This window comes from Stella humosa (assembly GCF_006738645.1).
GTDB lineage: Bacteria > Pseudomonadota > Alphaproteobacteria > ATCC43930 > Allostellaceae > Allostella > Allostella humosa.
This window is the reverse complement of the sequence record NZ_AP019700.1, coordinates 5586869-5611038: the sequence shown is the minus strand read 5'-3', so window position 1 is coordinate 5611038 and position 24170 is coordinate 5586869. Positions and strand designations below refer to the sequence as shown.

The 24170-nt window shown below is 68.9% G+C and carries 23 protein-coding genes; 13 read left to right on the top strand and 10 right to left on the bottom strand.

Annotation, left to right across the window (positions count from 1 at the left end; all coding sequences use genetic code 11):
- Positions 1–189: 189 nt before the first annotated feature.
- Together ribA and STVA_RS26445 are read left to right on the top strand one after the other, a co-directional pair.
- Positions 190–1335, top strand: a complete 1146-nt coding sequence (gene ribA, locus STVA_RS26450) for a GTP cyclohydrolase II (protein ID WP_123690440.1) — start codon at positions 190–192, stop codon at positions 1333–1335.
- Complete coding sequence (locus tag STVA_RS26445) at positions 1332–1847, top strand: L,D-transpeptidase family protein (RefSeq protein ID WP_420822808.1); 516 nt, start codon at positions 1332–1334, stop codon at positions 1845–1847. Before ribA ends, STVA_RS26445 begins: the two co-directional genes overlap by 4 nt.
- A gap of 8 nt (positions 1848–1855) precedes the next feature.
- On the opposite strand, the gene STVA_RS26440 is transcribed toward STVA_RS26445, so the two are convergent.
- The gene (locus STVA_RS26440) at positions 1856–2569 is read right to left on the bottom strand and encodes a YggS family pyridoxal phosphate-dependent enzyme (RefSeq protein ID WP_245978336.1); all 714 of its coding nucleotides are present in this window, start codon (positions 2567–2569) and stop codon (positions 1856–1858) included.
- Positions 2570–2732: 163 nt separating this feature from the next.
- On the opposite strand from STVA_RS26440, the gene STVA_RS26435 reads away from it, so the two are divergent.
- Together STVA_RS26435 and STVA_RS26430 are read left to right on the top strand one after the other, a co-directional pair.
- The gene (locus STVA_RS26435; protein WP_123690442.1) at positions 2733–3299 is read left to right on the top strand and encodes a class I SAM-dependent methyltransferase; all 567 of its coding nucleotides are present in this window, start codon (positions 2733–2735) and stop codon (positions 3297–3299) included.
- 38 nt (positions 3300–3337) lie between these two features.
- Positions 3338–4534, top strand: coding sequence for a glycosyltransferase family protein (locus tag STVA_RS26430; RefSeq protein ID WP_123690444.1), 1197 nt, complete (start codon positions 3338–3340; stop codon positions 4532–4534).
- Positions 4535–4643: 109 nt separating this feature from the next.
- Here STVA_RS26430 and STVA_RS26425 read toward each other — a convergent pair whose 3' ends face one another.
- A complete protein-coding gene (locus STVA_RS26425; protein WP_123690446.1) occupies positions 4644–5813 on the bottom strand; it encodes a porin in 1170 nt (389 codons plus the stop codon).
- A gap of 416 nt (positions 5814–6229) precedes the next feature.
- Here STVA_RS26425 and STVA_RS26420 point away from each other — a divergent pair, with 416 nt between their 5' ends.
- From STVA_RS26420 to holA, 4 genes are all read left to right on the top strand, one after another.
- A complete protein-coding gene (locus tag STVA_RS26420; protein WP_123690448.1) occupies positions 6230–6838 on the top strand; it encodes a DUF3576 domain-containing protein in 609 nt (202 codons plus the stop codon).
- A 122-nt stretch (positions 6839–6960) separates the two neighbouring features.
- Positions 6961–9522 (top strand): leucine--tRNA ligase, encoded by a 2562-nt coding sequence (gene leuS, locus STVA_RS26415; RefSeq protein WP_123690450.1) that lies wholly within the window; start codon positions 6961–6963, stop codon positions 9520–9522.
- Positions 9509–10024 (top strand): LPS assembly lipoprotein LptE, encoded by a 516-nt coding sequence (gene lptE / locus STVA_RS26410; RefSeq protein ID WP_123690452.1) that lies wholly within the window; start codon positions 9509–9511, stop codon positions 10022–10024. Before leuS ends, lptE begins: the two co-directional genes overlap by 14 nt.
- Positions 10025–10064: 40 nt before the next feature.
- Entirely contained in the window at positions 10065–11090 is a 1026-nt protein-coding gene (holA, locus tag STVA_RS26405; RefSeq protein WP_123690454.1) for a DNA polymerase III subunit delta, read from the top strand.
- Between the two features lie 7 nt (positions 11091–11097).
- On the opposite strand, the gene STVA_RS26400 is transcribed toward holA, so the two are convergent.
- The 6 genes from STVA_RS26400 to STVA_RS26375 all read right to left on the bottom strand — a co-directional run bounded on the left by STVA_RS26400 (position 11098) and on the right by STVA_RS26375 (position 17034).
- Positions 11098–11961 carry a ParB/RepB/Spo0J family partition protein gene (locus STVA_RS26400; RefSeq protein WP_123690456.1) on the bottom strand — a complete coding sequence of 288 codons (864 nt, stop codon included), beginning with the start codon at positions 11959–11961 and terminating at the stop codon, positions 11098–11100.
- Positions 11958–12758, bottom strand: a complete 801-nt coding sequence (locus tag STVA_RS26395) for a ParA family protein (protein WP_245978337.1) — start codon at positions 12756–12758, stop codon at positions 11958–11960. Before STVA_RS26395 ends, STVA_RS26400 begins: the two co-directional genes overlap by 4 nt.
- Positions 12751–13371 (bottom strand): 16S rRNA (guanine(527)-N(7))-methyltransferase RsmG, encoded by a 621-nt coding sequence (rsmG, locus tag STVA_RS28300; protein ID WP_123690459.1) that lies wholly within the window; start codon positions 13369–13371, stop codon positions 12751–12753. The genes STVA_RS26395 and rsmG overlap by 8 nt, the downstream gene beginning before the upstream one ends.
- The gene (gene mnmG / locus STVA_RS26385; RefSeq protein ID WP_123690461.1) at positions 13368–15242 is read right to left on the bottom strand and encodes a tRNA uridine-5-carboxymethylaminomethyl(34) synthesis enzyme MnmG; all 1875 of its coding nucleotides are present in this window, start codon (positions 15240–15242) and stop codon (positions 13368–13370) included. Before mnmG ends, rsmG begins: the two co-directional genes overlap by 4 nt.
- Positions 15243–15343: 101 nt before the next feature.
- Positions 15344–16597, bottom strand: coding sequence for a tRNA uridine-5-carboxymethylaminomethyl(34) synthesis GTPase MnmE (gene mnmE, locus STVA_RS26380; protein ID WP_338092720.1), 1254 nt, complete (start codon positions 16595–16597; stop codon positions 15344–15346).
- Positions 16598–16665: 68 nt separating this feature from the next.
- Positions 16666–17034 carry a (2Fe-2S) ferredoxin domain-containing protein gene (locus tag STVA_RS26375; RefSeq protein WP_123690465.1) on the bottom strand — a complete coding sequence of 123 codons (369 nt, stop codon included), beginning with the start codon at positions 17032–17034 and terminating at the stop codon, positions 16666–16668.
- Positions 17035–17204: 170 nt separating this feature from the next.
- Between STVA_RS26375 and STVA_RS26370 the strand changes: the two genes are divergently transcribed.
- Both STVA_RS26370 and STVA_RS26365 read left to right on the top strand, forming a co-directional pair.
- Entirely contained in the window at positions 17205–19220 is a 2016-nt protein-coding gene (locus tag STVA_RS26370; protein ID WP_123690467.1) for a thioredoxin domain-containing protein, read from the top strand.
- A gap of 2 nt (positions 19221–19222) precedes the next feature.
- On the top strand, positions 19223–19690 hold the full coding sequence (locus STVA_RS26365) for a methylated-DNA--[protein]-cysteine S-methyltransferase (protein ID WP_123690469.1): 468 nt from the start codon (positions 19223–19225) through the stop codon (positions 19688–19690).
- Here STVA_RS26365 and STVA_RS26360 read toward each other — a convergent pair.
- Positions 19687–20163, bottom strand: a complete 477-nt coding sequence (locus STVA_RS26360; RefSeq protein ID WP_197735745.1) for a GNAT family N-acetyltransferase — start codon at positions 20161–20163, stop codon at positions 19687–19689. The two genes, STVA_RS26365 and STVA_RS26360, sit on opposite strands and share 4 nt — an antisense overlap.
- 115 nt (positions 20164–20278) lie before the next feature.
- Between STVA_RS26360 and STVA_RS26355 the strand changes: the two genes are divergently transcribed.
- From STVA_RS26355 to STVA_RS26345, 3 genes are all read left to right on the top strand, one after another.
- The gene (locus STVA_RS26355) at positions 20279–20974 is read left to right on the top strand and encodes a dienelactone hydrolase family protein (RefSeq protein ID WP_123690473.1); all 696 of its coding nucleotides are present in this window, start codon (positions 20279–20281) and stop codon (positions 20972–20974) included.
- A gap of 38 nt (positions 20975–21012) precedes the next feature.
- Complete coding sequence (locus tag STVA_RS26350; RefSeq protein WP_123690475.1) at positions 21013–21987, top strand: quinone oxidoreductase family protein; 975 nt, start codon at positions 21013–21015, stop codon at positions 21985–21987.
- 85 nt (positions 21988–22072) lie between these two features.
- Entirely contained in the window at positions 22073–22894 is an 822-nt protein-coding gene (locus STVA_RS26345; RefSeq protein ID WP_123690477.1) for a sulfite exporter TauE/SafE family protein, read from the top strand.
- 18 nt (positions 22895–22912) lie between these two features.
- Here the strand turns inward: STVA_RS26345 and rho are convergent, their stop codons facing one another.
- Complete coding sequence (rho, locus tag STVA_RS26340; RefSeq protein WP_123690479.1) at positions 22913–24169, bottom strand: transcription termination factor Rho; 1257 nt, start codon at positions 24167–24169, stop codon at positions 22913–22915.
- Position 24170: the final 1 nt, after the last annotated feature.

Here is a 24170-nt window from a genome sequence, read left to right as displayed (position 1 = left end):
ACCGCTGCCCGAGCGTTATATTGTAGATCAAGCGTGGCTTGGTCGTAGTCGAGGAAAACGGCCATCCCCATCTCCTGGTGGCTCAACGTATAAATTCGCCGGCCCCGGCTGGTCCGCAGCAGAACAAAGAAGATCCGGACCGACCGTGCACGCCCCCGCATCGTAACCCGATCCCGCTACAGGTACGCCATGCCGCTCAGCCGAGTCCGCCTGTCCGACATCGCCGCCGCCCATCGCGGCACCGGCGGCATTGCCGTCGACCGCGCCACCGCCGATTTCCGCCGCGGCGAGCCGCTCGTCGTCCGCGACGGCGACCGGGCTGTACTGGCGCTGGCCGTGGAGGCGCTGAGCGACGAGCGGCTGGCGCGATTCGTGCGGCTGGCCGGGTCGAGCCCGAGCCTGGCCATGACCAGCCGGCGCGCATCCCTGCTGGGCCTGGGCAGCGACGGGCCCGGCGTGGTCCGGGTTTCGCTCTCGGGCACCCCCGTGGCCCAGCGCCTGCGCGACCTGGCCGACCCCCTGTCGGCACCGGCCATTGCCCCGACCGTCGTGGCCGTGACCGCCGCGCGACCGCTGGATGCGGATTCGGCCGCCGTGGCCCTGGCCAAGATTGCCCGCCTGCTGCCGGCCGCCGTCACCGCCACGATCGGTCTGATCGACAGCCGCCAGGTCGAGGACTGGGCGCGGCTGGAAGGGCTGCTGATCGTCGAGGCCGCGGCCATCCTGGACTACCCGGTCGATACCGCGCGGCGACTGGCCAAGGTGGGCGAGGCCCGCGTGCCGCTGGCGGGGGCCGAGAACACGCGCATCATCGCCTTCCGCCCCAGCGACGGCGGGCTGGAGCATATCGCCATCGTCATCGGCACCCCGGACCCGAGCGAGCCCATCCTGGCGCGCATCCACTCGGAGTGCTTCACCGGCGACCTGCTGGCCAGCCTGCGCTGCGATTGCGGCGACCAGCTACGCGGCGCCATCCGCGAGATCGCCCAGCGGGGTGCCGGCGTCCTCCTATACCTGGCCCAGGAAGGGCGCGGCATCGGGCTCGTCAACAAGCTGCGCGCCTACCAGCTCCAGGACGAGGGGTTCGACACGGTCGACGCCAACCTGCAGTTGGGCTTCGACGCCGACGAGCGCATCTATGTCCCGGCCGCCGAGATGCTGCGGCAGATCGGCTTCGACCGGGTGCGCCTGATGACGAACAACCCGCTGAAGGTGGAAGCGCTCGGCCATTGCGGCATCGCCGTGGTGGAACGCGTCGCCCACATCTTCCCCAGCAACGACCATAACGAGAACTACCTGCGTACCAAAGCCGTCAAGAGCGGCCACATGCTGTGAGCCATGCCCCGGACATCTGGCTGGTGGGCGGCGACGGCCATCTGACGGTCGCCGGACGGCGGCTGCGCTGCGCCATCGGCCGCGGCGGTATCCGGCCCGACAAGCAGGAGGGGGACGGGGCGACGCCGGTCGGGCGGTTCGCCCTGCGCCGGCTGCTATACCGGCCTGACCGCCACCCCGATCCGCGGACGGGCCTGCCGACCGTAGCGATCGCGCGAGAAGACGGGTGGTGCGACGATCCCGGGCACGCCGACTACAACCAGCCGGTCGCCCTGCCCCATCCGGCGCGCCATGAGCGGATGTGGCGGGAGGACGACCTCTACGACCTGGTGGTGGTGATCGGCCACAATGATTCGCCGGTCGAGCCGGGGGCCGGCAGCGCCGTATTCATCCATATCGCGCGCGAGAACTATGCCCCGACCGAGGGCTGCGTCGCGCTGGCGCCGGCCGACCTCCTGTGGCTGCTGGAACGGGCGACGACGGCCACCGTCCTGCAGGTCGATCCCGCCTGAAGGCGGGGTCAGGCCGGCAGGGGCGCTCGGGAACCGAAGATGGCCGATCCGACCCGGACCATCGTCGCCCCGAAGCGGATCCCGGTGGCGTAGTCGCCGCTCATCCCCATGCTCAGGCGATCGAGGCCGTTGCGGCGCCCGATCTCGCGCAGCAGCGCGAAATGCAGGGCCGGCGGCTCCTCGGCCGGTGGGATGCACATGAGCCCGCCCACCGGCAACGACCACTCGTCACGGCAGCGGGCAAGAAACGCGTCCGCGTCCTCGGGCGGGACGCCGGCCTTCTGCGGCTCGCGGCCGGTATTGATCTGGACCAGCAGTTCGGGCAGCCGGTTCCCCTTGTCGCGCGCCTTGACCAGGGCGACGGCCAGGCTGTCACGGTCCAGCGTGTGGAGCATGTCGACCAGGCCGATGATGTCCTTCACCTTGTTGGTCTGCAGCGGCCCGATCAGGTGCAGGCGCAGGTCCGGCCAGCGCTCGCGCAGCGCCGGCCACTTGCCGGCCGCTTCCTGCACCCGGTTTTCGCCGAACAGCCGCTGCCCGGCCTCTATGGCTTCGACCATGACTTCGGCGCCATACGTCTTGCCGACGGCGACCAGCTCGACCGTGGCGGCATCGCGGCCGGCATCCTTGGCGGCCGAGGCGATCTCGGCGCGCACGCGGGCCAGGCGGCCGGCGATCGTGTCGAGGTCCGAACCGGGCGGGCGGGCGGCGGGATTGGCCAAGGTCGCGATCTCCTGATGGAGGGTGGCTGGGACGATGTGGGGGGATTGTTAGCGGCTGCCGGCTTCGCCGTAAACGGCCGCTCGCTTGACCGGCAGCGCGGCTCTGCCCACCATCGGCCATGGCCACGCCACCACCCGTTCCGCAACGGAGCCTTCCCGAACCATGAAGCTCAATCTCGGCTGCGGCTCCCGCAAGCTTGCCGGATTCGTCAATGTCGACAGCGCGCCGCACTGCGAGCCGGACAGGCTGGTCGACCTCGAGACGCTGCCCTGGCCGTTCGAGACGTCCTGCGCCGAAGAGATCGTCCTGAGCCATGTCCTGGAGCATCTCGGCCAGACGCCCAAGCTCTATCTGGCGATCATCCAGGAGCTCTATCGCGTGTGCGCGCCGGGAGCGCTGGTCCGGATCACGGTGCCGCACCCGCGCCATGACGACTATCTGAGCGATCCCACTCATGTACGGCCAATAACCCTCCAGGGGCTGGAGCTGTTCTCGCGCCGCAAGAACCTGGACTGGCAGGCCAAGGGCCAGTCGGCCACCCCGCTTGCCCTGGTGCTGGGGGTGGATTTCGAAGTGGTGTCGGCCGATGCCCAGCCCGAGGAGCCGTGGCTCGGCCGCCTCCGCCGGCGCGAGATCACCGGCCAGGAACTGGCCTTTGCCGCGCGCTCCTACTGGAACGTCATCCGGGCGACCGACATCGTGCTGCGCGCCGTTAAGTCGGCGCCATGAGTGCCCTTGCCAGGAGCGGGCGGACGCGGACGCCACTGGTGTCGTTCCGGCCCAACTCCCCGTTCCGCTTCCACCAGGCTGGGACGGACGCCGCCACGGCCCAGGACGGGCGTGGTGGCGAAGTCTGCCATACGACGCTGGCCCAGTTCACGCGCAACGTCCTGGCGCGCCATCCGCAGCAGTTCCGCCTGGACCCGGCCGGCACCAGCCTGCCTTGTCTGCCGCGGGAGGCGTGGCCCGGCTTCGATTTCACGGGCAAGCGCGCGCTGTTCCTGCTGCCGAGCCAGGCGCTGGGGTCGAACGTGTGCACCCTGCTGTTCCTGGCGGCCCTGCGCGACCGCTATCGCCTGCGCGGGGTCGGCGTGTTCTGTGCGGGGTCGGCCGCCGACATCTATCGGACCGACCCGGCCATCGAGGTCTTCACGCTGTGGATCGGCGCCCGCGACATGAAGCGGTTCGATGTCCTGGTCGACCTGGGCCACCTGGAGTCGCGGCGGGACATCGACATCTGGCCAGTGGACATGGAGGGGGAACTGCTGGAGGCGTTCGGCGGCATCCCGCCCGCGCCGACCTATCCGCCCACGGCGCGCGCGCTACCGAAGGACCGGCCCGCACGGATCGCGGTCATGCCGCTGTCCTCGACGCCGATGCGGACCTTGCCGCCGGCCGTCGCGGGCGCCCTGGTGGCGGGTCTCTCGACCCGGGGACAGGTCACGCTATGCCTCAACGACAACCAGCAGCAGGGTCGGCTCTATCACCGGGCGCTGAGCCTGCCGGCGGGGGTGCCCGTCGTCGATTCCTACCCGACCGTGGGCGGGCTGCTCCGGGCGCTCGCCGATTTCGACTATGCGGTCCTGGCCGACAGCGGGCCCGCGCATATGACGAAGCTGTTCGCCTTGCCGGGCATGGCGATCTACAGTTCCGCCCCGCCCACGGTCCTCCAGGGGCGGTTCCGGAATCTCGCGCCGTGGACGGTGCCCTTCGTCGGGCCCGATTGCGCGGCCCCGTGCGGCCTGGCGAAACTGCGGATCGCGGCAGACGGACGCGTGGGCTGCATGGGGTCGCTCAGCCTGCCGCTGGACCGGTTGCCGCGGGTGGCCCAGGCGGCCGATCCGGCTGCCGTGGAGCGGCTGTTGCTGCAGGACCCGATTCCCTGCATCGCCCATCTGGGCGGTATGGGAACCACGGTCGTCCTGGCGGCGCTGCAGGATTTCGACGCGCGCCTCAGGGAATAAGGCCGCACCATTCCCGGCCGATTCGTTATCGATTCGCCGGTCTATTGCTCCAAAACAAAACGGAGGGCCTTTCGGCCCTCCGTTCCGCGACTCTCTCTTTGGGAGAGGATCAGAAGCTGACGGTCGTGCCGAGCACGAAGGCCCAGCTGTCGCCGTCGCCGGCCTTCTTCTGCGAGTCCAGCCCATACCACTGGACCGAAGCGCGCAGGTCCATGCCGGGACCGTAGGTGTAGCGACCGCCGACGAGGACGCGCTGCATCTTGTCGTCCTTGCCAACCTGCTCGCGCTCGGCGTTCAGGTAGGACGCACCGACCACGAACGGACCGACGCCGTAGGTCAGACCGCCGCCGTAGGCGGACGACTTGTTGCTGCCCTTCAGGCCGTTGTCGTCTTCCCAGTAACCGCCGCCGAGCTCGAAGCCGGCGAAGCCGACCTTGGCATAGGCGCCCCAGGTCTGACGGTCATCGAGGTTCGCCGGGCAAGCCAGCGCGCCGCAACCGGACAGCTCGCCACGCTCGTACGAACCGCTGATCGCGAAGCTGACGGGTCCGAAGCGGTTCGTGTAGTTCACGCCGACCGCGACGACGTCTTCCCACGCGCCGGCGCTGCTGCCGGACTGACGGGACGACGACATGCCGCCGAAGGAACCGCCCTTACCGTTGGTGAAGCCACCCGTGTTCGGGCCTTCTTCCTTGGTATCCGGGGCCCACGACACACCGACCTGGAAGCCGGCGAACTTCGGCGAGAAGTACGTGATCTTCTCGGCGTCGCCCGACAGGTTCACCAACCAGGCTTCGGAAGCGAGGTTACCGCTGCCGCCGAGGCCGTTGATGATGCGATAGTTCGGGTCGAGACCGTCGAAGTTGCCATCAACCGACGGCGGGCCGACGGACAGCAGGTAACCAGCGGAGTTCTCGGAACCGAGAACCAGCTTACCCCAGCCGCCTTCGAAGTAGAGGTAGCTCTCGTCGATCTGGTCGGCGCAAACTTCCGCCTCGAGCTCGATCTGGGCGCCGACCGTGAGGCCGTTGTCCAGCTTCACGGAGCCCGTGAACCACACTTCGGCTTCGCGCTTGATGTCGAATTCGCGACGGCCGTTGCCATACTCGCCCACGCCATCCGGCTGGCTGGCATAGACACCATAGGCCTGGAAGTAACCACCGAGACCGAGCCGCAGCGGCTGCGGCTGCTTCCCCGGGGCAGCCGACTGAGCCATCGCCGGGACGCCGATCACGGCGGCGGCGATCAGGGCGGTGCTGCCCAACAACACCTTTTTCATAAGTCCCCCTTCACGTTCGAACCTGTATGCGAGCAATTCGCTTCAAACCGCAGAACGGCTCCACCACGGCAATCTGAGAGAAAGGTCGGAGTACCGTCAAGGCGAAGGTGGCTTGGCTGTGTCGCCCTGGCTCACCTGTGGCAGATTTGCACCAGGACTTCCCGCATACAGGGGCGGGGAAGCCCCGAGCCCCTATATATAGCGCATAGGCGCGGAACCCGCCGGGCGCTGATCGCGGCGACGAATCACCGCCCGCACACCAATACTAGCCCGGACAGGCCCTGCGGCGCTGCCGTTTTGACGGGACTGGCCGTGTAGTGCTAGAGAAACGCCGGTTGAGGGGCCAGGCACGGTGCCCCGCGCGGACTTCGAGGGGTTGCGACCGCGCGGCACCCACGGAAGGACAGTTCGCCCACATGATCGTTGCTCGTCAGACTACCCCCGGCACCCGGCCCCGCTCGCGCAGGGCGCCCGCCCTCCTGGCACTCGGCCTCGGCCTGGTGGCCGGCCTCACCGCCTGCGGTGGCGGCGGCCCCACGACGGAGGCCGCATATCCCACGCGGCGCACCGGTGCCAGCGACATCGTCTACAGCAACCAGCCGCGCGAGACGATCTGGGGCGAGAGCAGCGGCATGTGGCTGTTCGGGTCGAGCCGGACCAACCAGCCGGGCGGCGATGGCTCGGGCGGCGGCGGGGCCGGCATCGGCGTCAACACCTTCCTGTGGCGCGCCTCGCTCGACACGCTGTCCTTCATGCCGATGGCCCAGGTCGACCCGTTCGGCGGCGTCATCATCACCGACTGGTACTCGGCCCCGCAGCAACCGGGCGAGCGGATGAAGGTGAACATCTTCATCCTCGACCGCACCCTGCGAGCCGATGGCGTGCGCGCGGCCGTGTTCCGGCAGCGCCGCGATGGGCAGGGCGCCTGGGTCGATGCGCCGGTGGATGCCAAGACGGGCATCGAGCTGGAAGACGCCATCCTGACCCGCGCGCGTCAGATGCGCCTTGGCATGGCAGCCCAGTAGGCCCCTTCCCGACCGATCCTGCCGGCCCATCGCGATGGGCCGATGATTCAAGAGCGAAGGCGGCCCCGGCAGCAACGGGGCCGCCTTTCGACCGACAGACCCCAGGAAAAGCAGCGATCCGCATGTCCCGCTACAACGTCCGCGAGAATGAAGACAAGTGGCGTGCCGCCTGGGCGGACCGCCGCGCCTTTGCCGTGACCGAGGATCCGGCCAGGCCCAAATATTACGTCCTGGAGATGTTCCCCTACCCGTCCGGGCGGCTGCATGTCGGCCATGTGCGGAACTACACGATGGGCGACGTGCTGGCGCGCTACAAGCGTGCGCGCGGCTTCAACGTGCTGCACCCGATGGGCTGGGACGCCTTCGGCCTGCCGGCCGAGAACGCCGCCATCGCCAGCCGCGTGCATCCTGCCACCTGGACCTACGAGAACATCGGGGTGATGGGGGACCAGTTGCGGCGGATGGGCATCGCCTACGACTGGAACCGCGAGATCGCCACCTGCCATCCGGAATACTACCGGCATGAGCAGAAGATGTTCCTGGACTTCCTGAAGGCGGGGCTGGCCTACCGCAAGGAATCCTGGGTGAACTGGGACCCGGTCGAGAACACGGTGCTGGCCAACGAGCAGGTCATCGACGGCCGCGGCTGGCGCTCCGGCGCCCCGGTCGAGCGGCGGCGCCTGTCGCAATGGTTCTTCAAGATCACCGAGTTCGCCGACGATCTGCTGGCCGCGATCAAGACACTCGATCGTTGGCCCGAGCGCGTGCGCCTGATGCAGGAGAACTGGATCGGCCGGTCCGAGGGTGCGCGCTTCCATTTCCGCCTGGCCGGCCGCGACGACTCGGTCGAGGTCTATTCGACGCGGCCCGACACGCTGTTCGGCGCCTCCTTCGTCGCCGTCTCTCCCAACCACCCGCTGGCCGAGGAAGCGGCGCGCGCCAACCCGGCCGTGGCCGCCTTCATCCAGGAATGCAGCCGGCTCGGCACCAGCGAGGCCGTCATCGAGGCAGCCGAGAAGCTGGGCTTCGATACCGGCATCAAAGCCGTCCATCCGTTCGACGAGACCATCCGCCTGCCGGTCTATGTCGCCAACTTCGTGCTGATGGAATACGGCACGGGCGCCATCTTCGGCTGCCCGGCGCACGACCAGCGCGACCTCGACTTCGCCCGCAAGTACGGGCTGCCGGTCCTGCCGGTCGTGGCCCCGCCCGGCGGCGGCGCGGACGTGGCGATCGGCGACGAGGCCTATACCGACCCCGGCGTGCTGGTCAATTCGCGCTTCCTCGACGGGCTCGACGTGCCCGAGGCCAAGCGCCGGGCCATCGCCCGCCTGGAGGAGCTGGGCTGCGGCTCGGGCGAGGTGCAGTTCCGCCTGCGCGACTGGGGCGTCTCGCGCCAGCGCTACTGGGGCTGCCCGATCCCGATCGTCCATTGCGAAGCCTGCGGCATCGTCCCGGTGCCCGAGTCCGACCTGCCGGTGCGCCTGCCCGAGGACGTCACCTTCGACCGGCCGGGCAACCCGCTCGACCATCACCCGACCTGGAAGCACGTCGCCTGCCCGTCCTGCGGCAAGCCGGCCCGGCGCGAGACCGACACGTTCGACACCTTCGTCGAGTCGTCCTGGTACTTTCTGCGCTTCTGTTCGGCCCGCGACGAGAACGCGTTCGATCGCAAGGCGGTCGATTACTGGATGCCCGTCGACCAGTATATCGGCGGCGTCGAGCATGCGGTCCTGCACCTGCTCTATTCGCGCTTCTTCATGCGCGCCTTGTCGCGCTGCGGCTATGCCGACATGGCGGAGCCCTTCGCAGGCCTCTTCACCCAGGGCATGGTCTGCCACGAGACCTACCAGGACCCGGAGGGCAAGTGGCTCTTCCCGGAAGAGGTCCGCCGCATCGAGGGCGGCGCCGTCGTCACGATCGACGGCGACCGGCCGGTGACGGTCGGGCGTTCGGAGAAGATGAGCAAGTCGAAGAAGAACGTGGTCGGGCTGGAGGCCATCGTCGAAGGCTTCGGGGCCGATACCGCGCGCCTCTTCCTGCTGTCCGACAGCCCGCCGGAGCGGGACCTGGAATGGACCGATGGCGGTGCCGAGGGTGTCTGGCGCTTCATCAATCGCGTCTGGCGCATGGTCACCGAGTCGCCGGTGGCCCTGCCGCCTGCGGGCGCCGCGCGCCCGGATGCGATCGACCCCGCCGGCGATGCCGCCCTGCGCCTGGTGCACAAGACGATCCAGGCGGTGACGGAGGACCTGGAGGGTTTCCGCTTCAACAAGGCGGTCGCCCGCATCCGCGAACTGGTCAACGGCCTGGGCGAGCTCGACCCGGCGCTGCCGGGCGCGCCCTGGGTGCTGCGCCAGGGCTGCGAGGCCGCGGCCCAGCTGCTGTGCCCGATGACGCCGCATCTGTCGGAAGAGCTGTGGAAGGAGCTGGGGCACGCCGCCCTGCTGGTCGACACGCCCTGGCCCCAAGCCGATGCTGCGCTTCTGGTCGATGATATGGTAACCCTGGCGGTGCAGGTGAACGGCAAGCTCCGTGGCACCCTCGACATGCCGCGCGATGCCGATCGCGCGCTGATCGAGCGGGCCGCCCTGGAGCTGCCGGCCGTCATCCGCTTCGCCGAGGGTAAACCGCCGCGGAAGGTGGTCGTGGTGCCGAACCGGATCGTCAATGTCGTGGTCTAGCCGGATAGCCCTGGTCGGGCTGATGCTGCTCGCCGCCTGCGGGTTCGAGCCCTTGCATGCGCCGCGTGCGGGCGGCGGCTCCGTGCCGGCCGCCTTGTCGACCGTGCAGATCGCCAACATCCCCGACCGCTCGGGGCAGTACCTGCGCAACTACCTGCGGGACGAGATCAACCCGTACGGCGTGCCCGGCAATCCGCAATACCGGCTCGAGATCCAGTTGGCCGAGCAGCGTTCGGACATCGGCCTGCGCCGGGACGACATCCGCACGCGCACGAACCTGACGCTGGAGGCGCAGTACCGGCTGGTCGCCCTGGTCGACGGCAAGGTGGTGCTGCAGGGGCGCAGCCGCACCCTGTCCAGCTTCGACATCCTGATCAACGACTACACCAACGTCGTCTCGGAACAGGATGCCCGCCAACAGGGCCTGCGCCAGATCGGTGCCGACATCCGCACCCGCCTGTCGCTGCATTTCAGCCGGCCAGAGGCCGCTGTCCGGCCCTGATCCGCCTGGGTAGCGCGTCCACCAGCGATTCCGGGCGGTCATGAAGGTTCCGAATGCCCGGCTCGACGCCTTCTGCAAGAAGCCGGACGCCGGCATCCGCGCCGTCCTCGTTTATGGCCCGGACGCCGGCCTCGTACGCGAGCGCGCCGACCAGCTCGGACGCAGCGTCCTGTCCGAGCTGGACGACCCGTTCCGCGTGTCGGTGCTGACTGGCGCTGCCATCGTCGCCGACCCGCCGCGCCTGGCCGAGGAGACCGCGGCCCAGTCGCTGGTCGGCGGCCGTCGCCTCGTGCGCGTGCGCGAGACGAGCGACGCCTCGGCGCCGGCCTTCGACCGCGTCCTGCGCGATGGCGCATCCGGCGATACCCTGATCGTGGCCGAAGCCGGCGAACTGCGGGCGACCAGCCCCCTGCGCAAGCTGTTCGAGGCGGCGGCGGCGGCAGCAGCCGTCCCCTGCTATGTCGATGAAGGTGCCGCGCTCGAGCGCGTCCTGCGCGAGACCCTTGGGCGCCACAATGTCAGCCTGGACAGCGAGGCCGGGCGCTGGCTGGCGGCCCATCTGGGCGGCGATCGCGGCGTGCTGCGCGGCGAGGCCGACAAGCTGGCCCTCTATGTCGGCGACGGCGGCCGGATCACCGTCGAGGATTGCATCGCCGTGGTCGGCGACAGCATCGAGATCGCCATGGATGCCGTGGTGACGGCGACGGCCGGCGGCGACCGCGCGCGGCTGGAACGGTTGCTCGACCGCGTCTTCGCCGAGGGCGAGCAGCCCGTTCGCGTCCTGCGCGCGTTGCAGCGCCACTATCTGCGCCTGTTCACCCTGGCGGCCGCGGTCGAGGCCGGGGCCAGTGCCCAGTCCGCCGTCGAATCCCTGCGGCCCCGACCGCATTTCAAGGAAGCCCCGCACCTGACCCAGCAGGTCCAGCGCTGGTCGCGGCGGCGGCTCACCTATGCGCTGTCGCGCCTGGCGGACGCGGAGGCCGACTGCAAGCGGTCTGTCTTCCCGGCCGAGCTGGTGTGCCGCCGGGCGCTCGACGACCTCTCAAGGGTCGCCCAGCGCCGTTGAGCGGCCATCAGCGCGCCAGGCGCTTCAGGACTTCGTCGAGCTGGTCGAGCGAACCATAGTGCAGCACCAGGCGGCCGCCGCGGCCGCCATGCTCGATATTGACGCGCAGGCCGAGCTGCGCCTCCAGGCTGCGCTCCAGGGCACGCGTGTCGGCGTCCGATTCCGGCGCGGGCGCCCGGGCCGGCTTGTCCTTGGCAGCCGTCGCCAGCTTTTCGGTCTGGCGGACATTGAGGCCCTGGGCCACGACCCGCCGCGCCAGCTCACCCGCCTCCGATGCCCCCAGCAGGGCGCGACCGTGTCCGGCCGACAGGGCGCCATCCTGCACGAGACGCCGCACGTCCGGCGGCAACTGGAGAAGGCGCAGCGTGTTGGCGATATGGCTGCGGCTCTTGCCGACGGCCTTGGCCAGGTCCTCCTGGCGGTGGCCGAACTCGTCGATCAGGCGCTGGTAGCCCTCGGCCTCCTCGAGCGCCGTCAGGTCCTGCCGCTGGACGTTCTCTACGAGCGCGATCTCCAGCGCCGCGCGGTCGTCCATGTCCTGGATCAGAACCGGGACCGCATGGATGCCGGCCGCCTGGGCGGCGCGCCAGCGGCGCTCGCCCGCGACGATCTCCCACCCGTCCTCGCCATGGCGGCGGACCAGGATCGGCTGCAGGATGCCCTTCTCGCGGATGGATTCCACCAGGGCGGCCATCGCCACCTCGTCGAACTGTCGCCGCGGCTGATAGCGGCCCGGGCGAAGCTGCTCGATCGGCACGGTCCGCAACGCGCTGCTGTCCGGCGCGTGTTCCGGCGGCAGTTCCGGCGTTTCGCCGAGCAGCGCGGACAAGCCCCGGCCCAGCGGCTTGCGCTTGATCGCGTCGCGGCTCATGCGGCTTCCTTTCCGTATCGCCCGAGTAGTTCCCGGGCAAGTTGCATGTACGCCTGGGCCCCGGTCGATCGCCAGTCGTAGAGCAGCACCGGCAGGCCATGGGACGGCGCTTCAGAGATCCGGACGTTGCGCGGAATCACGGTATCGAACACCCGGCCGCCCAGGTTCGCCCGGACATCCTCGGCCACCACCTCGGACAGGTTGTTGCGCTTGTCGAACATGGTCAGGACGATGCCGCGGATGGCCAGATGCGGGTTGAGGTTGCGGCGGATGCGCTCGACCGTATGCAGGAGGTGGCTCAACCCCTCCAGCGCCAGGAACTCGCACTGCAGCGGCACCAGCACCTCGTCTGCCGCCACCAGGCCGTTCACCGTCAGCATGCCGAGCGACGGCGGGCAATCCAGCAGCACGAACTCGATGTCGGCCGCCCCTTCGAAGAGCGCGTCGCGCAGCCGGGCCTCGCGCCGCTCCCCGTCCATCAACTCGACCTCGGCACCGACGAGGTCGCGCGTCGCCGGCACGAGCTGCAGGTTGGGAACCTGGGTCGCCATGGTCGCTTCGTCCAGGCTGAGCTCGCCGGTCAGCACCTGGTAGATACTGCGCTGGCGCTCTGCCGGCGGCACGCCCAGGCCGGTCGACGCATTGCCCTGGGGGTCGAAATCGATCACGAGGACCTGATGTCCGACCGCCGCCAATGCCGTGGCCAGGTTGATGACCGTCGTCGTCTTGCCCACCCCGCCCTTCTGGTTGGCGACGGCGATGACCCGGCGCGGGTAGCGAATGGACGGCTCAGCCACGGGAAATGTTCTCCAGGCGCAGGACGCAGGCTTCGGGATCCGTGGTGCTGGGGCGGCGGTGGACGTCGAAGGTCCAGGTCTTCCGCGCCTCGGCGATCTCCTCGTCGGCCGATCGACCCTTGAGGAACAGGGCCGTGCCGCCGGCAACCAGGTGCCGCATGGCATGGGCCAGCAAGCGGTCCAGCGGCGCGCAGGCGCGGGCGGTGACCAAGGTGGCGTCAGCGGGCGGCAGGGCCTCCATCCGCCCTTGCAGGATGATCACCTCGGTCGCCGTTGCCCGGGCGGCTTCGCGCAGGAAGGCGCATTTGCGCTGGTCGGATTCCAGCAGAGCGACCGTCGGCCGACCCATGATGGCCAGGATCAACCCAGGCAGTCCGGCCCCTGAACCGAGGTCGGCCATCCGGCCGCCGACCGCCAGAGCGTCCGGCAGGAGTTGCGCGCTGTCCCAGATGTGGCGCTGCCAGGGATCTGCCATGGTGCTCGCCGACACTAGGTTGATGCGCGCGTTCCAGCGGCCGAGCAGGTCGACATAGATGGCCAGCCGCTCGCGTGTTTCACGTGAAACATTGTCCGGCGCGCCATTGCTGCTGGCTGTAAGGGCAGCACTGGTCATGCCGAACGGCGATCCGCGCGCCGAACGTGCTTCAACAGGGCAACCAGCGCGGCCGGCGTTACGCCCGCGACCCGCCCGGCCTGCCCCAGAGTTTCCGGCCGGGTGCGCGACAGCTTCTCCCGCGCCTCGGTCGACAGGCTGCCGAGCTCGTCATAGTCAATGTCCGGCGGGATGGTCAGCGCCTCGTCCCGGCGGAACGCGCGAATGTCGGCCTCCTGCCGCTCGACGTAGCCGGCGTACCGGGCGTCAATCTCCAGCTGCTCGACGATGTCCGGCCGCAGACCGGCCATTTCGGGCCATAGGCGCTCGATGTCGGCCATGCCGACATCCGGATACCGCAGCAGGTCCAGGGCCGATCGCGGCACGCCGTCCTGGTTGATGCCGAACCCCGCCCGGGCCAACTGCGGCGGCGTCGCCGTCAGGCCCGCACCCAGAGTCCGGGCAGCAGCCAGCAGATCCATCTTTCTTACGAAGGCCGTAGCCCGTCCTTGTCCGACGCAGCCGACAGCCATGCCGCGCCCCGTCAGGCGCTGATCGGCATTGTCGGCACGCAAGACCAGACGATACTCGGCTCGCGACGTGAACATGCGATAGGGCTCGCTCGTCCCCCGCGTGACCAGATCGTCGATCATCACGCCGATATAGCCGTCCGCGCGGTCGAGGATGAAGGGCGCTCCGCCCCCAGCCAATGCAGCGGCATTGATCCCGGCCATCAGCCCCTGGGCGGCCGCTTCCTCGTAGCCGGTGGTGCCGTTGATCTGCCCCGCCAGGAACAGGCCCGGTATGCGCCGGGTCTCAAGACTGCCGCGCAGTTCCGTGGGGTCCACATAGTCGTACTCGATCGCGTATCCGGGCCGCAGGATCTGCGCATGCTCCAGGCCTGGAATGGCTGCGATCATCGCCCGCTGCACGTCCTCCGGCAAGGAGGTGGAGATACCGTTCGGGTAGACCGTGTCGTCGTCCAGCCCTTCGGGTTCCAGGAAAATCTGATGCCGGTCGCGATCGGCGAAGCGCACGATCTTGTCCTCGATCGACGGGCAATAGCGCGGGCCGACGCCCTCGATCTGGCCGGAATAGAGCGGCGCCCGATGCAGGTTGTCCCGGATCGCGGCGTGCACCGCGGGCGTGGTCCAGGTCACGTGGCAGGCCACCTGCGGCGTGTCGATACGCTCCGTCAGGAACGAGAAAGGCGGTGGCGGGTCGTCGCCAAGCTGTGCCTCCAGACCAGCCCAGTCGATCGTGCGGCCGTCCAGACGCGGCGGCGTGCCCGTCTTCAGCCGCCCGAGCCGAAACCCCGCCCGCTCCAGCGTCAGCGCCAACCCGATCGCCGGCGCTTCGCCGACCCGCCCGGCCGGCCGCTGCTCGGTCCCGATGTGGATCATCCCGCGCAGGAACGTGCCGGTCGTGACGATGACCGCGCCCGCCCGGTACGTGGTTCCGCTCCGGCCGACAACCCCCGCGGCCTGCCCGGCCGCATCCAGCACAAGGTCTTCGGCCGAATCCGCGACGATGGACAATCCCCCCTGCTCGGCCAATGCCGCTTGCATGGCCTGGCGGTACAGCTTGCGATCCGCCTGGGCGCGTGGGCCACGAACGGCCGGCCCCTTGCTGCGGTTGAGGATGCGGAACTGGATTCCCGCCTTGTCGATGACGCGGCCCATCAACCCATCCAGTGCGTCGATCTCGCGCACGAGATGGCCCTTGGCCAGACCGCCGATCGCCGGGTTGCAGGACATCTCACCCAGCGTATCGAGCCGGTGGGTCAACAGCAGGCACCGGGCGCCCATTCGGGCGGCTGCAGCCGCGGCCTCACAGCCGGCATGGCCGCCGCCGATGACGATGACGTCGTGGTGTAGATCCTGGTTGGCCATGGGCCGGCACTCTATGGATGGCGGCGTTCCGAGCCAAGCGAAAGGCGTCGGTCAGGCCACGGGATCGGCTGTCTATCGGACGCCGTGTTTCACGTGAAACATTATTTGCCGATGCAGAACTCCCGGAAGACCGCATCCAGCACGTCCTCGATGTCGATCCGCCCGACCGCTGCGGCGAGCGCGCGTGCCGCCAGCCGGAGGTCCTCGACCAGCAGTTCCGGCAGACTTGCTCGGCACATGGCGTCCAGATGCTGGATACAGGTCTCGACCGCCATGCGATGGCGCAGCCGCGTCGGCGCCGGGGCCGATCCATCCAGGGCGGCCGCAGCAGCAGCCGCAATTTGCCCGGCAAGACCACCGAGCCCTTCCCCGGTAGCCGCGGACACTCGGACCCAGCCCGATATCGAACAGGAACCCGCTACCAGGCCCAGATCGGATTTATTCGCGACGAGCAGCGCGCGCGGCCCGGCGAACACCATCGTCGCCGCGTCCGGCTCGGCCTGCGTGCTACCATCGAATATCAGCAGCTTCAGATCGGCCTGGCCTGCGCGCTCCTGTGCCCTTCTCACGCCCTCGGCTTCCACCGGATCGGCTGTGACACGCAGACCGGCCGTGTCGGAAAAGACCACCGGCCACCCATTGAGGTCGATCGCCGCCTCCACGATGTCGCGCGTGGTGCCAGCCGTCTCATGCACGATGGCGGCCGCGCGACCGACCAACGCGTTCAACAGGCTCGACTTGCCGGCATTGGGCGCGCCCAGGATCGCCACATGGAACCCCTCCCGCAGCCGCTCGCCCCGGCCGCCATCGTCCAGGTGCCGCCGCAGCTCCCCCGCCAGCACCGCAGCATCGGTGGCCACCCCGGCCAGCAGGCCGTCCGGCAGGTCCTCTTCGGGAAAATCGATTGCCGCTTCGGCCCGGGCACTCATGGCGATCAGTCGGGCCCGCCAGCCTTCGTAGAGCTGTCCCAGCGCGCCATCGAGTTGGCGCAGGGCCTGCCGGCGCTGGCCCTCCGTCTCGGCCGCGACCAAGTCGGCAATTGCCTCGGCCTGCGTCAGGTCGAGCTTGCCGTTGTGAAAGGCCCGTCGCGTGAACTCTCCCGGCTCGGCCGGACGGCCGCCCGCCGCTGCCAGCGCGTCGGCCAGCGCGCGGTAGACGGCCCGCCCACCATGGACATGGAGCTCGGCCACGTCCTCCCCGGTGAAGCTGGCCGGGCCTGGGAACCACAGCAGAAGGCCGTCGTCGATCGCGTCGGGTCCCCAGAATCGCCGCCGCGCCGCATAGCGCGGCGGCGGCAGCGGCTTTTTCGTAATCGCGCTTACCAAGCCGCTGGCCCGGGGTCCGGAAACCCGCACAATCGCTACGCCGGCGCGCGCGGCACCCGTCGTAAGCGCGAATATCGTATCGTGCGCTGCGTCCGAATTCAGGGTCGCGGCTCCGTCTGGTCGACCGCGAGCATCAGCCGCTCGACCCGCCCGCCCTCGATCAGGTGGACCAGGAGGATCTCGTCAATGTCGGCGTTGTTGTGGGCCGTGTACCAGATGCCCTCGGGATAGACGACCAGCGTCGGCCCGAGTTCGCACCGGTCGAGGCAGCCCGCGGAATTGATCCGCGTATCGGACAGGCCCAGCTCCTTGGCCCGCGCCTTCATGTAGTTGCGCAGCCGCTCGCCGCCGCGACCCTTGCAGGAGCCACGGGGGTGGCCATCCGGCCGCTCGTTGGTGCAGGCGAAGACATGGCAATTATAGAAGGGCGGCGGGTCACCCGCGGCCTCGGGTCGGGATGAAGTCATTGGTCAGGCTCTCTTTCGCTCTCGGGCGGGCAGGGTCCGGGCGGCGACACCGGAATGCGGTTGAGCATCCGGTATTGCTCCCCACATTATCGAGTGACCCGGCCGCCGGCGCAACGCGGCGGACACGCGCGTTGCGTCTGGCAACGCCCGCCGCCCCTTGAGGACATCGCATGCTCCAGAACCGCCTCGGCGACGAGACCAGCCCTTACCTGCGCCAGCACCGCGACAACCCGGTGCACTGGCAGCCCTGGGACGCGGCCACACTGGAGCTCGCGCGCACGACCGGCAAGCCCATCCTGCTGTCGGTCGGCTATGCGGCCTGTCACTGGTGCCACGTCATGGCGCATGAGAGCTTCGAGGATCCCGAGATTGCGCGGCTGATGAACGCGCTCTTCATCAACATCAAGGTCGACCGTGAGGAGCGTCCCGATCTCGACCAGATCTACCAGCATGCCTTGGCCTTGACGGGCGAGAGCGGCGGCTGGCCGCTCACCATGTTCCTGACGCCGGCGGCCGAGCCCTTCTGGGGCGGCACCTATTTCCCGCCGACCGCACGCTACGGCCGCCCCGGCTTTCCGGAGGTGCTGCGCGCCGTCTCCGAGACCTTCGCGCGCGATCCCGACAAGGTCGCCAAGAACGTGACCACCCTGCGCGAGGGGCTGGGCCAGTTGTCGAAGACGCATCCCGGGTCGGGCATCGGCCTTGCCGCCATCGACCAGGTCGCCCGCCGCCTGGTGCGCGAGATAGATCCCTTCCATGGCGGCATCGGCGACGCGCCCAAGTTCCCGCAGCCTTTCGTGATCCAGCTGCTGTGGCGGGCCTGGCGCCGCCGCCGTGAGCAGCCCTTCCGCCATGCGGTGCTGCTGACGCTCGACCACATGGCCCAGGGCGGCATCTACGATCATCTGGGTGGGGGCTTCTCGCGCTATTCGGTCGATGCCGAATGGCTGGTGCCGCACTTCGAGAAGATGCTCTACGACAACGCCCAGCTCATCGACCTGCTGACGCTGGTCTGGCAGGAAACCCGCCAGCCGCTCCATGCCGCCCGGGTGCGCGAGACCATCGAATGGTTGCTGCGCGAGATGCGCGTGGAAGGTGCCGCGTTCGCGGCCGCTCTTGACGCCGACAGCGAGGGCGTCGAGGGCAAGTTCTACGTCTGGACGGCGGCCGAGATCGACCAGGTCCTAGGACCCGACGCGGCCCGCTTCAAGGCGGTCTACGATGTGACGCCGCACGGCAACTGGGAGGAACGCACGATCCTCAATCGCAGCCGATCCATGGCGTGGAACGCCGACGAGGAGCCGTTCCTGGCCGCCTGCCGGGCCCGGCTGCTGGCGGTTCGCGCCGGCCGCATCCGCCCGGGCCGCGATGACAAGGTGCTGGCGGACTGGAACGGCATGGCCGTGGCCGCGCTTGCCAATGCCGGCCTCGTCTTCGAACGGCCCGACTGGGTTGCGGCCGCCGTCGAAGCCTATGATTTCGTGGTTGCCCGCCTGGTCGACGGCAGCGGCCGGCGCACCCACTCCTGGTGCGATGCCGCGGCCCGCCATCCAGCGACGCTCGACGACCATGCCCATCTGGCGCGGGCTGCCCTGGCGCTGCTGGAGGCCACTGGCGACGAGCGCTTCCTGGCCGAGGCCCGCGCCCATGTCGATCAGGCCGACCGTTACCACTGGGACCCGGCCGAGGCCGGCTATTTCTTCGCCGCGACCGACACGCGCGACCTCGTCGCCCGCGTGAAGCATGCCAACGACCATGCCGTGCCGTCCGGCAATGCCGTGATGGTCGAGGTCCTGACCCGCCTCCATACGTTGACGGGCGAAGGGCGCTACCGTTCGCGGGCGGAAGCCGTGGTCGGCGCCTTTTCGGGCGCGGTCGCGCGCAACTTCTTCCCCCTGGCCAGCCTGCTGAACGCCGCCGCATTCCTCGAGCGGCCCTTGCAGATCGTCCTGGTGGGCGAGGACGATGTCGCCACGCAAGGCCTGCGCCGCGCCGTGCTCGACGTCTCGCTGCCCGACCGGGTGCTGTCGGTCGTCCGCCCCGGCGCATCGCTGCCCGTCGGCCACCCCGCTGCGGGCAAGACAGGCATCCCCCATCCGCCAGCGGCGTTCGTCTGCGCCGGACCCGTCTGCTCGCTGCCGCTGGCCGATGCCGACCTGCTGCGCGACAATCTGGAGGAGCGATGAGGATGGCGGCAGCCCCTCGCCTCTATCGCTCGGTCGATACCCCGGTCGGTCGTTTCACCATCGCCGAGGCTGAAGGTGCCGTCGTCGCGGCCGGCTGGCGCGGTCCCGGCGGCGACGCCCGGTCGCCCTTGCTGGATGCGGCGGCCGGGCAGCTTGCCGCCTATTTCGATCGCCGCCTGCAGGATTTCGACCTGCCCCTGATGCCGGCGGGCACGGCGTTCGAGCGGGCCGTGTGGCAGGGCATGTGCGCCATCCCCTATGGCCAGACGCGGACCTATGCCGACCTGGCCAAGGTGGCCGGCGGTGTCGCCCGTGCCGTGGGGCAGGCCTGCGGCAGCAACCCGATCCCGATCTTCATTCCCTGCCATCGCATCACCGGCAGCCACGGGCTGGGCGGCTTCAGCGGCGGCGAGGGGCGCATGACGAAGCGCCGGCTGCTTGGCCTCGAAGGGGCCATGCTGGATATCTAGACCGGCCGCACCAGGTAGGCCGCATCGCCGCCATAACTGGCGAGCTTGGCCCGCAGCCGGTCGGATGCCCCCTCCGGTGGCTGGAACCCCAGCCGCGTCCAGTAGGGCACCGACCGGTTCACCGCGACCAGCGCCAGGCACGGCAGCGATCGCGCCGCCGCCAATCCCAGCAGTCGATCGACCAGCATCCTCCCCAGCCCTCGGCCGCGCGCTGCCGGCAGCAGTGCCACATCGTGCAGGTAGAGGCAGTCCGCCACCGCCGGCAGGCCGCCCAGCAGGCTGTCGAGCACGGGCGGCACGCCCAGGATGCCGGGATGGGACACGGCATAGCCCAGGATCTCCGGACCCTCGGCGATGAAGCAGCCCGCCGGGAACAGGGACAGGCGCTCGGCCGGCACTGCGGCCGCCTCGGGATAGGCCGGATGCACGATCTCGCCGATCCGCTCGACTGCGGGAAGATCTGCCGCAAGCATGGGTCTCCAACGTGCCCCGCATGGCTCGTCAGACATGGCAGGCGATGACATGGCAGGGCGCCTTCGCTAGGGTTGCCGTCCTTCTGCAGAAGCCTTTCATGACCGGAGGATACCCATGCCCGACATCTCCATCGACGCCATTGGTGGTGGTTCGTTCACCGGCTACCTGTCGCTGCCCAAGGCCAATCGCGGCCCCGGCGTCGTCGTCATCCAGGAAGTGTTCGGCGTCAACCAGGTGATGCGGGAAATCTCCGACGAGATCGCGGCGCTCGGCTATGTGGCGCTTTGCCCCGACCTCTTCTGGCGCCAGGAGCCGGGCATCCAGATCACCGACAAGTCCGAAGCCGAATGGAAGAAGGCCTTCCAACTCTTCGGCGGGTTCGACGTCGACAAGGGCGTCAGCGACCTCGTTTCCACCATGAACCATCTGCGCAGCCGGCCGGAATGCACGGGCAAGGTCGGCACCGTCGGCTACTGCCTGGGCGGCAAGCTCGCCTACCTGATGGCAACCCGCTCGGACGCCGACTGCAGCGTCTCCTTCTACGGCGTCGGCCTCGACGCCCTCGTGGACGAGGCGAAGTCGATCACCAGGCCGCTCCTCATGCACATCGCCGAGAAGGACAAGTTCGTCCCGCCCGAGGCCCAGGCCAAGGTGAAGGCGGCCCTGGCCGGCCATCCGCAGGTGACCGTCCATTCCTATCCGGGCGTCGACCACGCCTTCGCCCGCATCGGCGGCGAGCATTTCGACCGGGCCGCAGCCGACCTCGCGAACGAGCGGACGCGGACGTTCTTCAAGACCCATCTGGGCTGACGGCTTTCCCCTCCCAGCCCCTCTCGAAAGGAACCCCCATGGCCCACGCGATCCGCTTCCACGCGACCGGCGGCCCCGACGTCCTGAAATGGGAAGAGGTCCAGGTCGGCGAGCCCGGCCCCGGCCAGATCCGCGTCCGCAATTCCGCCGTCGGCTTGAACTACATCGACACCTACCACCGCAGCGGCCTCTACCCTGTGCCGCTGCCGTCGGGCATCGGGCTGGAGGCGGCCGGCACGGTCACGGCGGTCGGTCCCGACGTGACCGGCCTCAAGGTCGGCGACCGGGTCGGCTACGGCTCGGGCCCGCTGGGCGCCTATGCCACTGAGCGGCTGACGACAGCCGATCGCTGCGTCCTGCTGCCCGAGGGCCTGTCGGAAGAGACCGCGGCCGCCATCATGCTGAAGGGCATGACCAGCCGCTACCTGCTGCGCCGCACCTACAAGGTACAGGCGGGCGACACGATCCTCGTCCATGCGGCGGCGGGCGGCGTCGGCCTCATCATGTGCCAGTGGGCCAAGCATCTGGGTGCCACGGTGATCGGCACCGTCGGATCCGACGACAAGGCGGCGCTGGCCAAGGCCAATGGTTGCGACCATCCGATCGTCTACACCCGCGAGAAGTTCGTCGACCGCGTGAAGGAGATCACCGGCGGCAAGGGCGTGCCGGTCGTCTATGACAGTGTCGGCAAGGACACCTTCATGGGCTCGCTGGACTGCCTGCAGCCGCTCGGCACCATGGTCACCTTCGGCAACGCCTCCGGGCCGGTGACCGGCCTCGACACCGGGGTCCTGGCGGCAAAGGGCTCGCTCTTCCTCACGCGCCCCACGCTGATGACCTACACGGCCAAGCGCGCAGACCTTGAGGAGACGGCCAAGGATCTCTTCGACGTCGTGCTGAAGGGCGCGGTCAAGATCGAGATCGCGCAGCGCTATGCGCTGAAGGACGCGGCCCAGGCCCATCGCGACCTGGAGGGCCGCAAGACCACCGGCTCGACCCTGCTGATGCCCTAGGCTATCCGGCACGGTCCATGCAGCACCACGGCGGCGGCCTCCAGGTCGCCGCCGTTCGTTTGAATCAGTCCTGGCGCCCTGACCCATGCAAGATCCGTTGTTTCTCGTGACGCTGGCACTCTGTGCCGCGCTCGTCGGCGCCTTCGCCGGCTTCCTGGCCGGCCTGCTCGGGGTCGGCGGCGGCATCGTCATCGTGCCCATGCTCTACATGGCCCTGGGCCTGCTGGATGTGGACGAGTCGGTCCGCATGCACACCGCCGTCGCGACCTCCCTGGCGACGCTGATACCGACGGCCTGGAACTCCATGCGCTCGCACCGGGCCAAGGGCGCCGTCGACGACCAGTTCCTGCGGTCCTGGGGTCCGTGGATCCTGACCGGTGCCTGCGTCGGCATCCTGCTGGGCGGCGGGGCCAAGCCGGCCGTCCTGACTGCGGTGTTCGGCCTGGTCGCTCTAGTGGTCGCGATCCACATGGCGGTGGTCAGCGGCGAGGCACGCGTCGCCGATCGCCTGCCCGAAGGGGCTGCCCGCATCCCCATGGCCGTCGGCATTGGTGGCTTTTCGGCGATCATGGGGATCGGCGGCGGCACCCTGGCGGTGCCCCTGCTGACGCTCTTCAACTATCCGATCCGCCGCGCCATCGGCACGTCGTCGGCCGTGGGACTGATCGTCGGTATTCCGGGCGCGATCGGCTTCGCCATCGCCGGCTGGGGCGTGCCCGACCGCCTGCCCTGGTCGCTTGGCTATGTCAGCCTGGTTGGCTTCATCATGCTGGCGCCGACCCAGACGCTGATGGCGCCGGTCGGGGCCCGGCTGGCGCATGCGATTCCGCAGGCCGCCATGCGCCGCGTCTTCGCGGCGTTCCTCGCCATCGTCTCCCTGCGCATGCTGTGGAGCGCGTTCGGCTGAACGCGCTCCATGCTGCTGTCAGGTGTTCATCTGGTCGAAGAAGTCGTTGTTGGTCTTCGAGTGCTTCAGCTTGTCGATGAGGAAGTCGATTGCATCGACGACCCCCATCGGCATCAGGATGCGGCGTAGCACCCACATCTTCTGAAGCACCTTCTTGTCGACCAGCAACTCTTCCTTGCGGGTGCCCGACTTGGTGATGTCGATCGCCGGGAAGGTCCGCTTGTCGGAGATCTTGCGGTCGAGGATGATCTCGGAATTGCCGGTGCCCTTGAACTCCTCAAAGATCACCTCGTCCATGCGGCTGCCGGTATCGATCAGCGCCGTCGCCACGATGGTGAGCGAGCCGCCTTCCTCGATGTTGCGGGCAGCACCGAAGAAGCGCTTGGGCCGTTGCAGGGCGTTCGCATCGACGCCGCCCGTCAGCACCTTGCCCGAGGATGGGACGATGGTGTTGTAGGCGCGCGCCAGGCGCGTGATGGAATCGAGCAGGATGACGACATCGCGCTTGTGCTCGACCAGCCGCTTGGCCTTCTCGATGACCATCTCGGCTACCTGGACGTGGCGAATGGCCGGCTCGTCGAAGGTCGAGCTGATGACCTCGCCCTTCACCGAGCGCGCCATGTCCGTCACTTCTTCCGGACGCTCGTCGATCAGGAGGACGATCAGGTAGACGTCGGGATGGTTGCGCGAGATGGCGTGCGCCACGTTCTGCAACATCACCGTCTTGCCGGTGCGGGGCGGCGCCACGATCAGGCCGCGCTGCCCCTTGCCGAGCGGGGCGATCAGGTCGATGACGCGCGTGGTGTATTCCTTGCGCGTCGGATCCTCGATCTCCAGCTTCAGCCGCTCGTCGGGATAGAGCGGGGTCAGGTTGTCGAAGTTGATGCGGTGCCGGACCTTTTCCGGCTCCTCGAAATTGATCGCATTCACTTTGAGAAGTGCGAAATACCGCTCGCCATCCTTCGGCGCGCGGATCTGCCCCTCGACCGTGTCACCCGTGCGCAGGCCGAAGCGGCGGACCTGGCTGGGGCTGACATAGATGTCGTCGGGGCCCGGCAGATAGTTGGCCTCGGGCGAGCGCAGGAAGCCGAAGCCATCCTGCAGCACCTCGAGCACGCCATCACCGAATATCGCAACGTCATTGTCCGCCAGCTGCTTCAGGATCGCGAACATCATGTCCTGCCGACGCAGGCTGCTCGCGTTCTCGATCTGCAGTTCTTCGGCATATGCCAAAAGATCAGCGGGTGACTTGCGCTTGAGTTCTTGCAGGTTCATC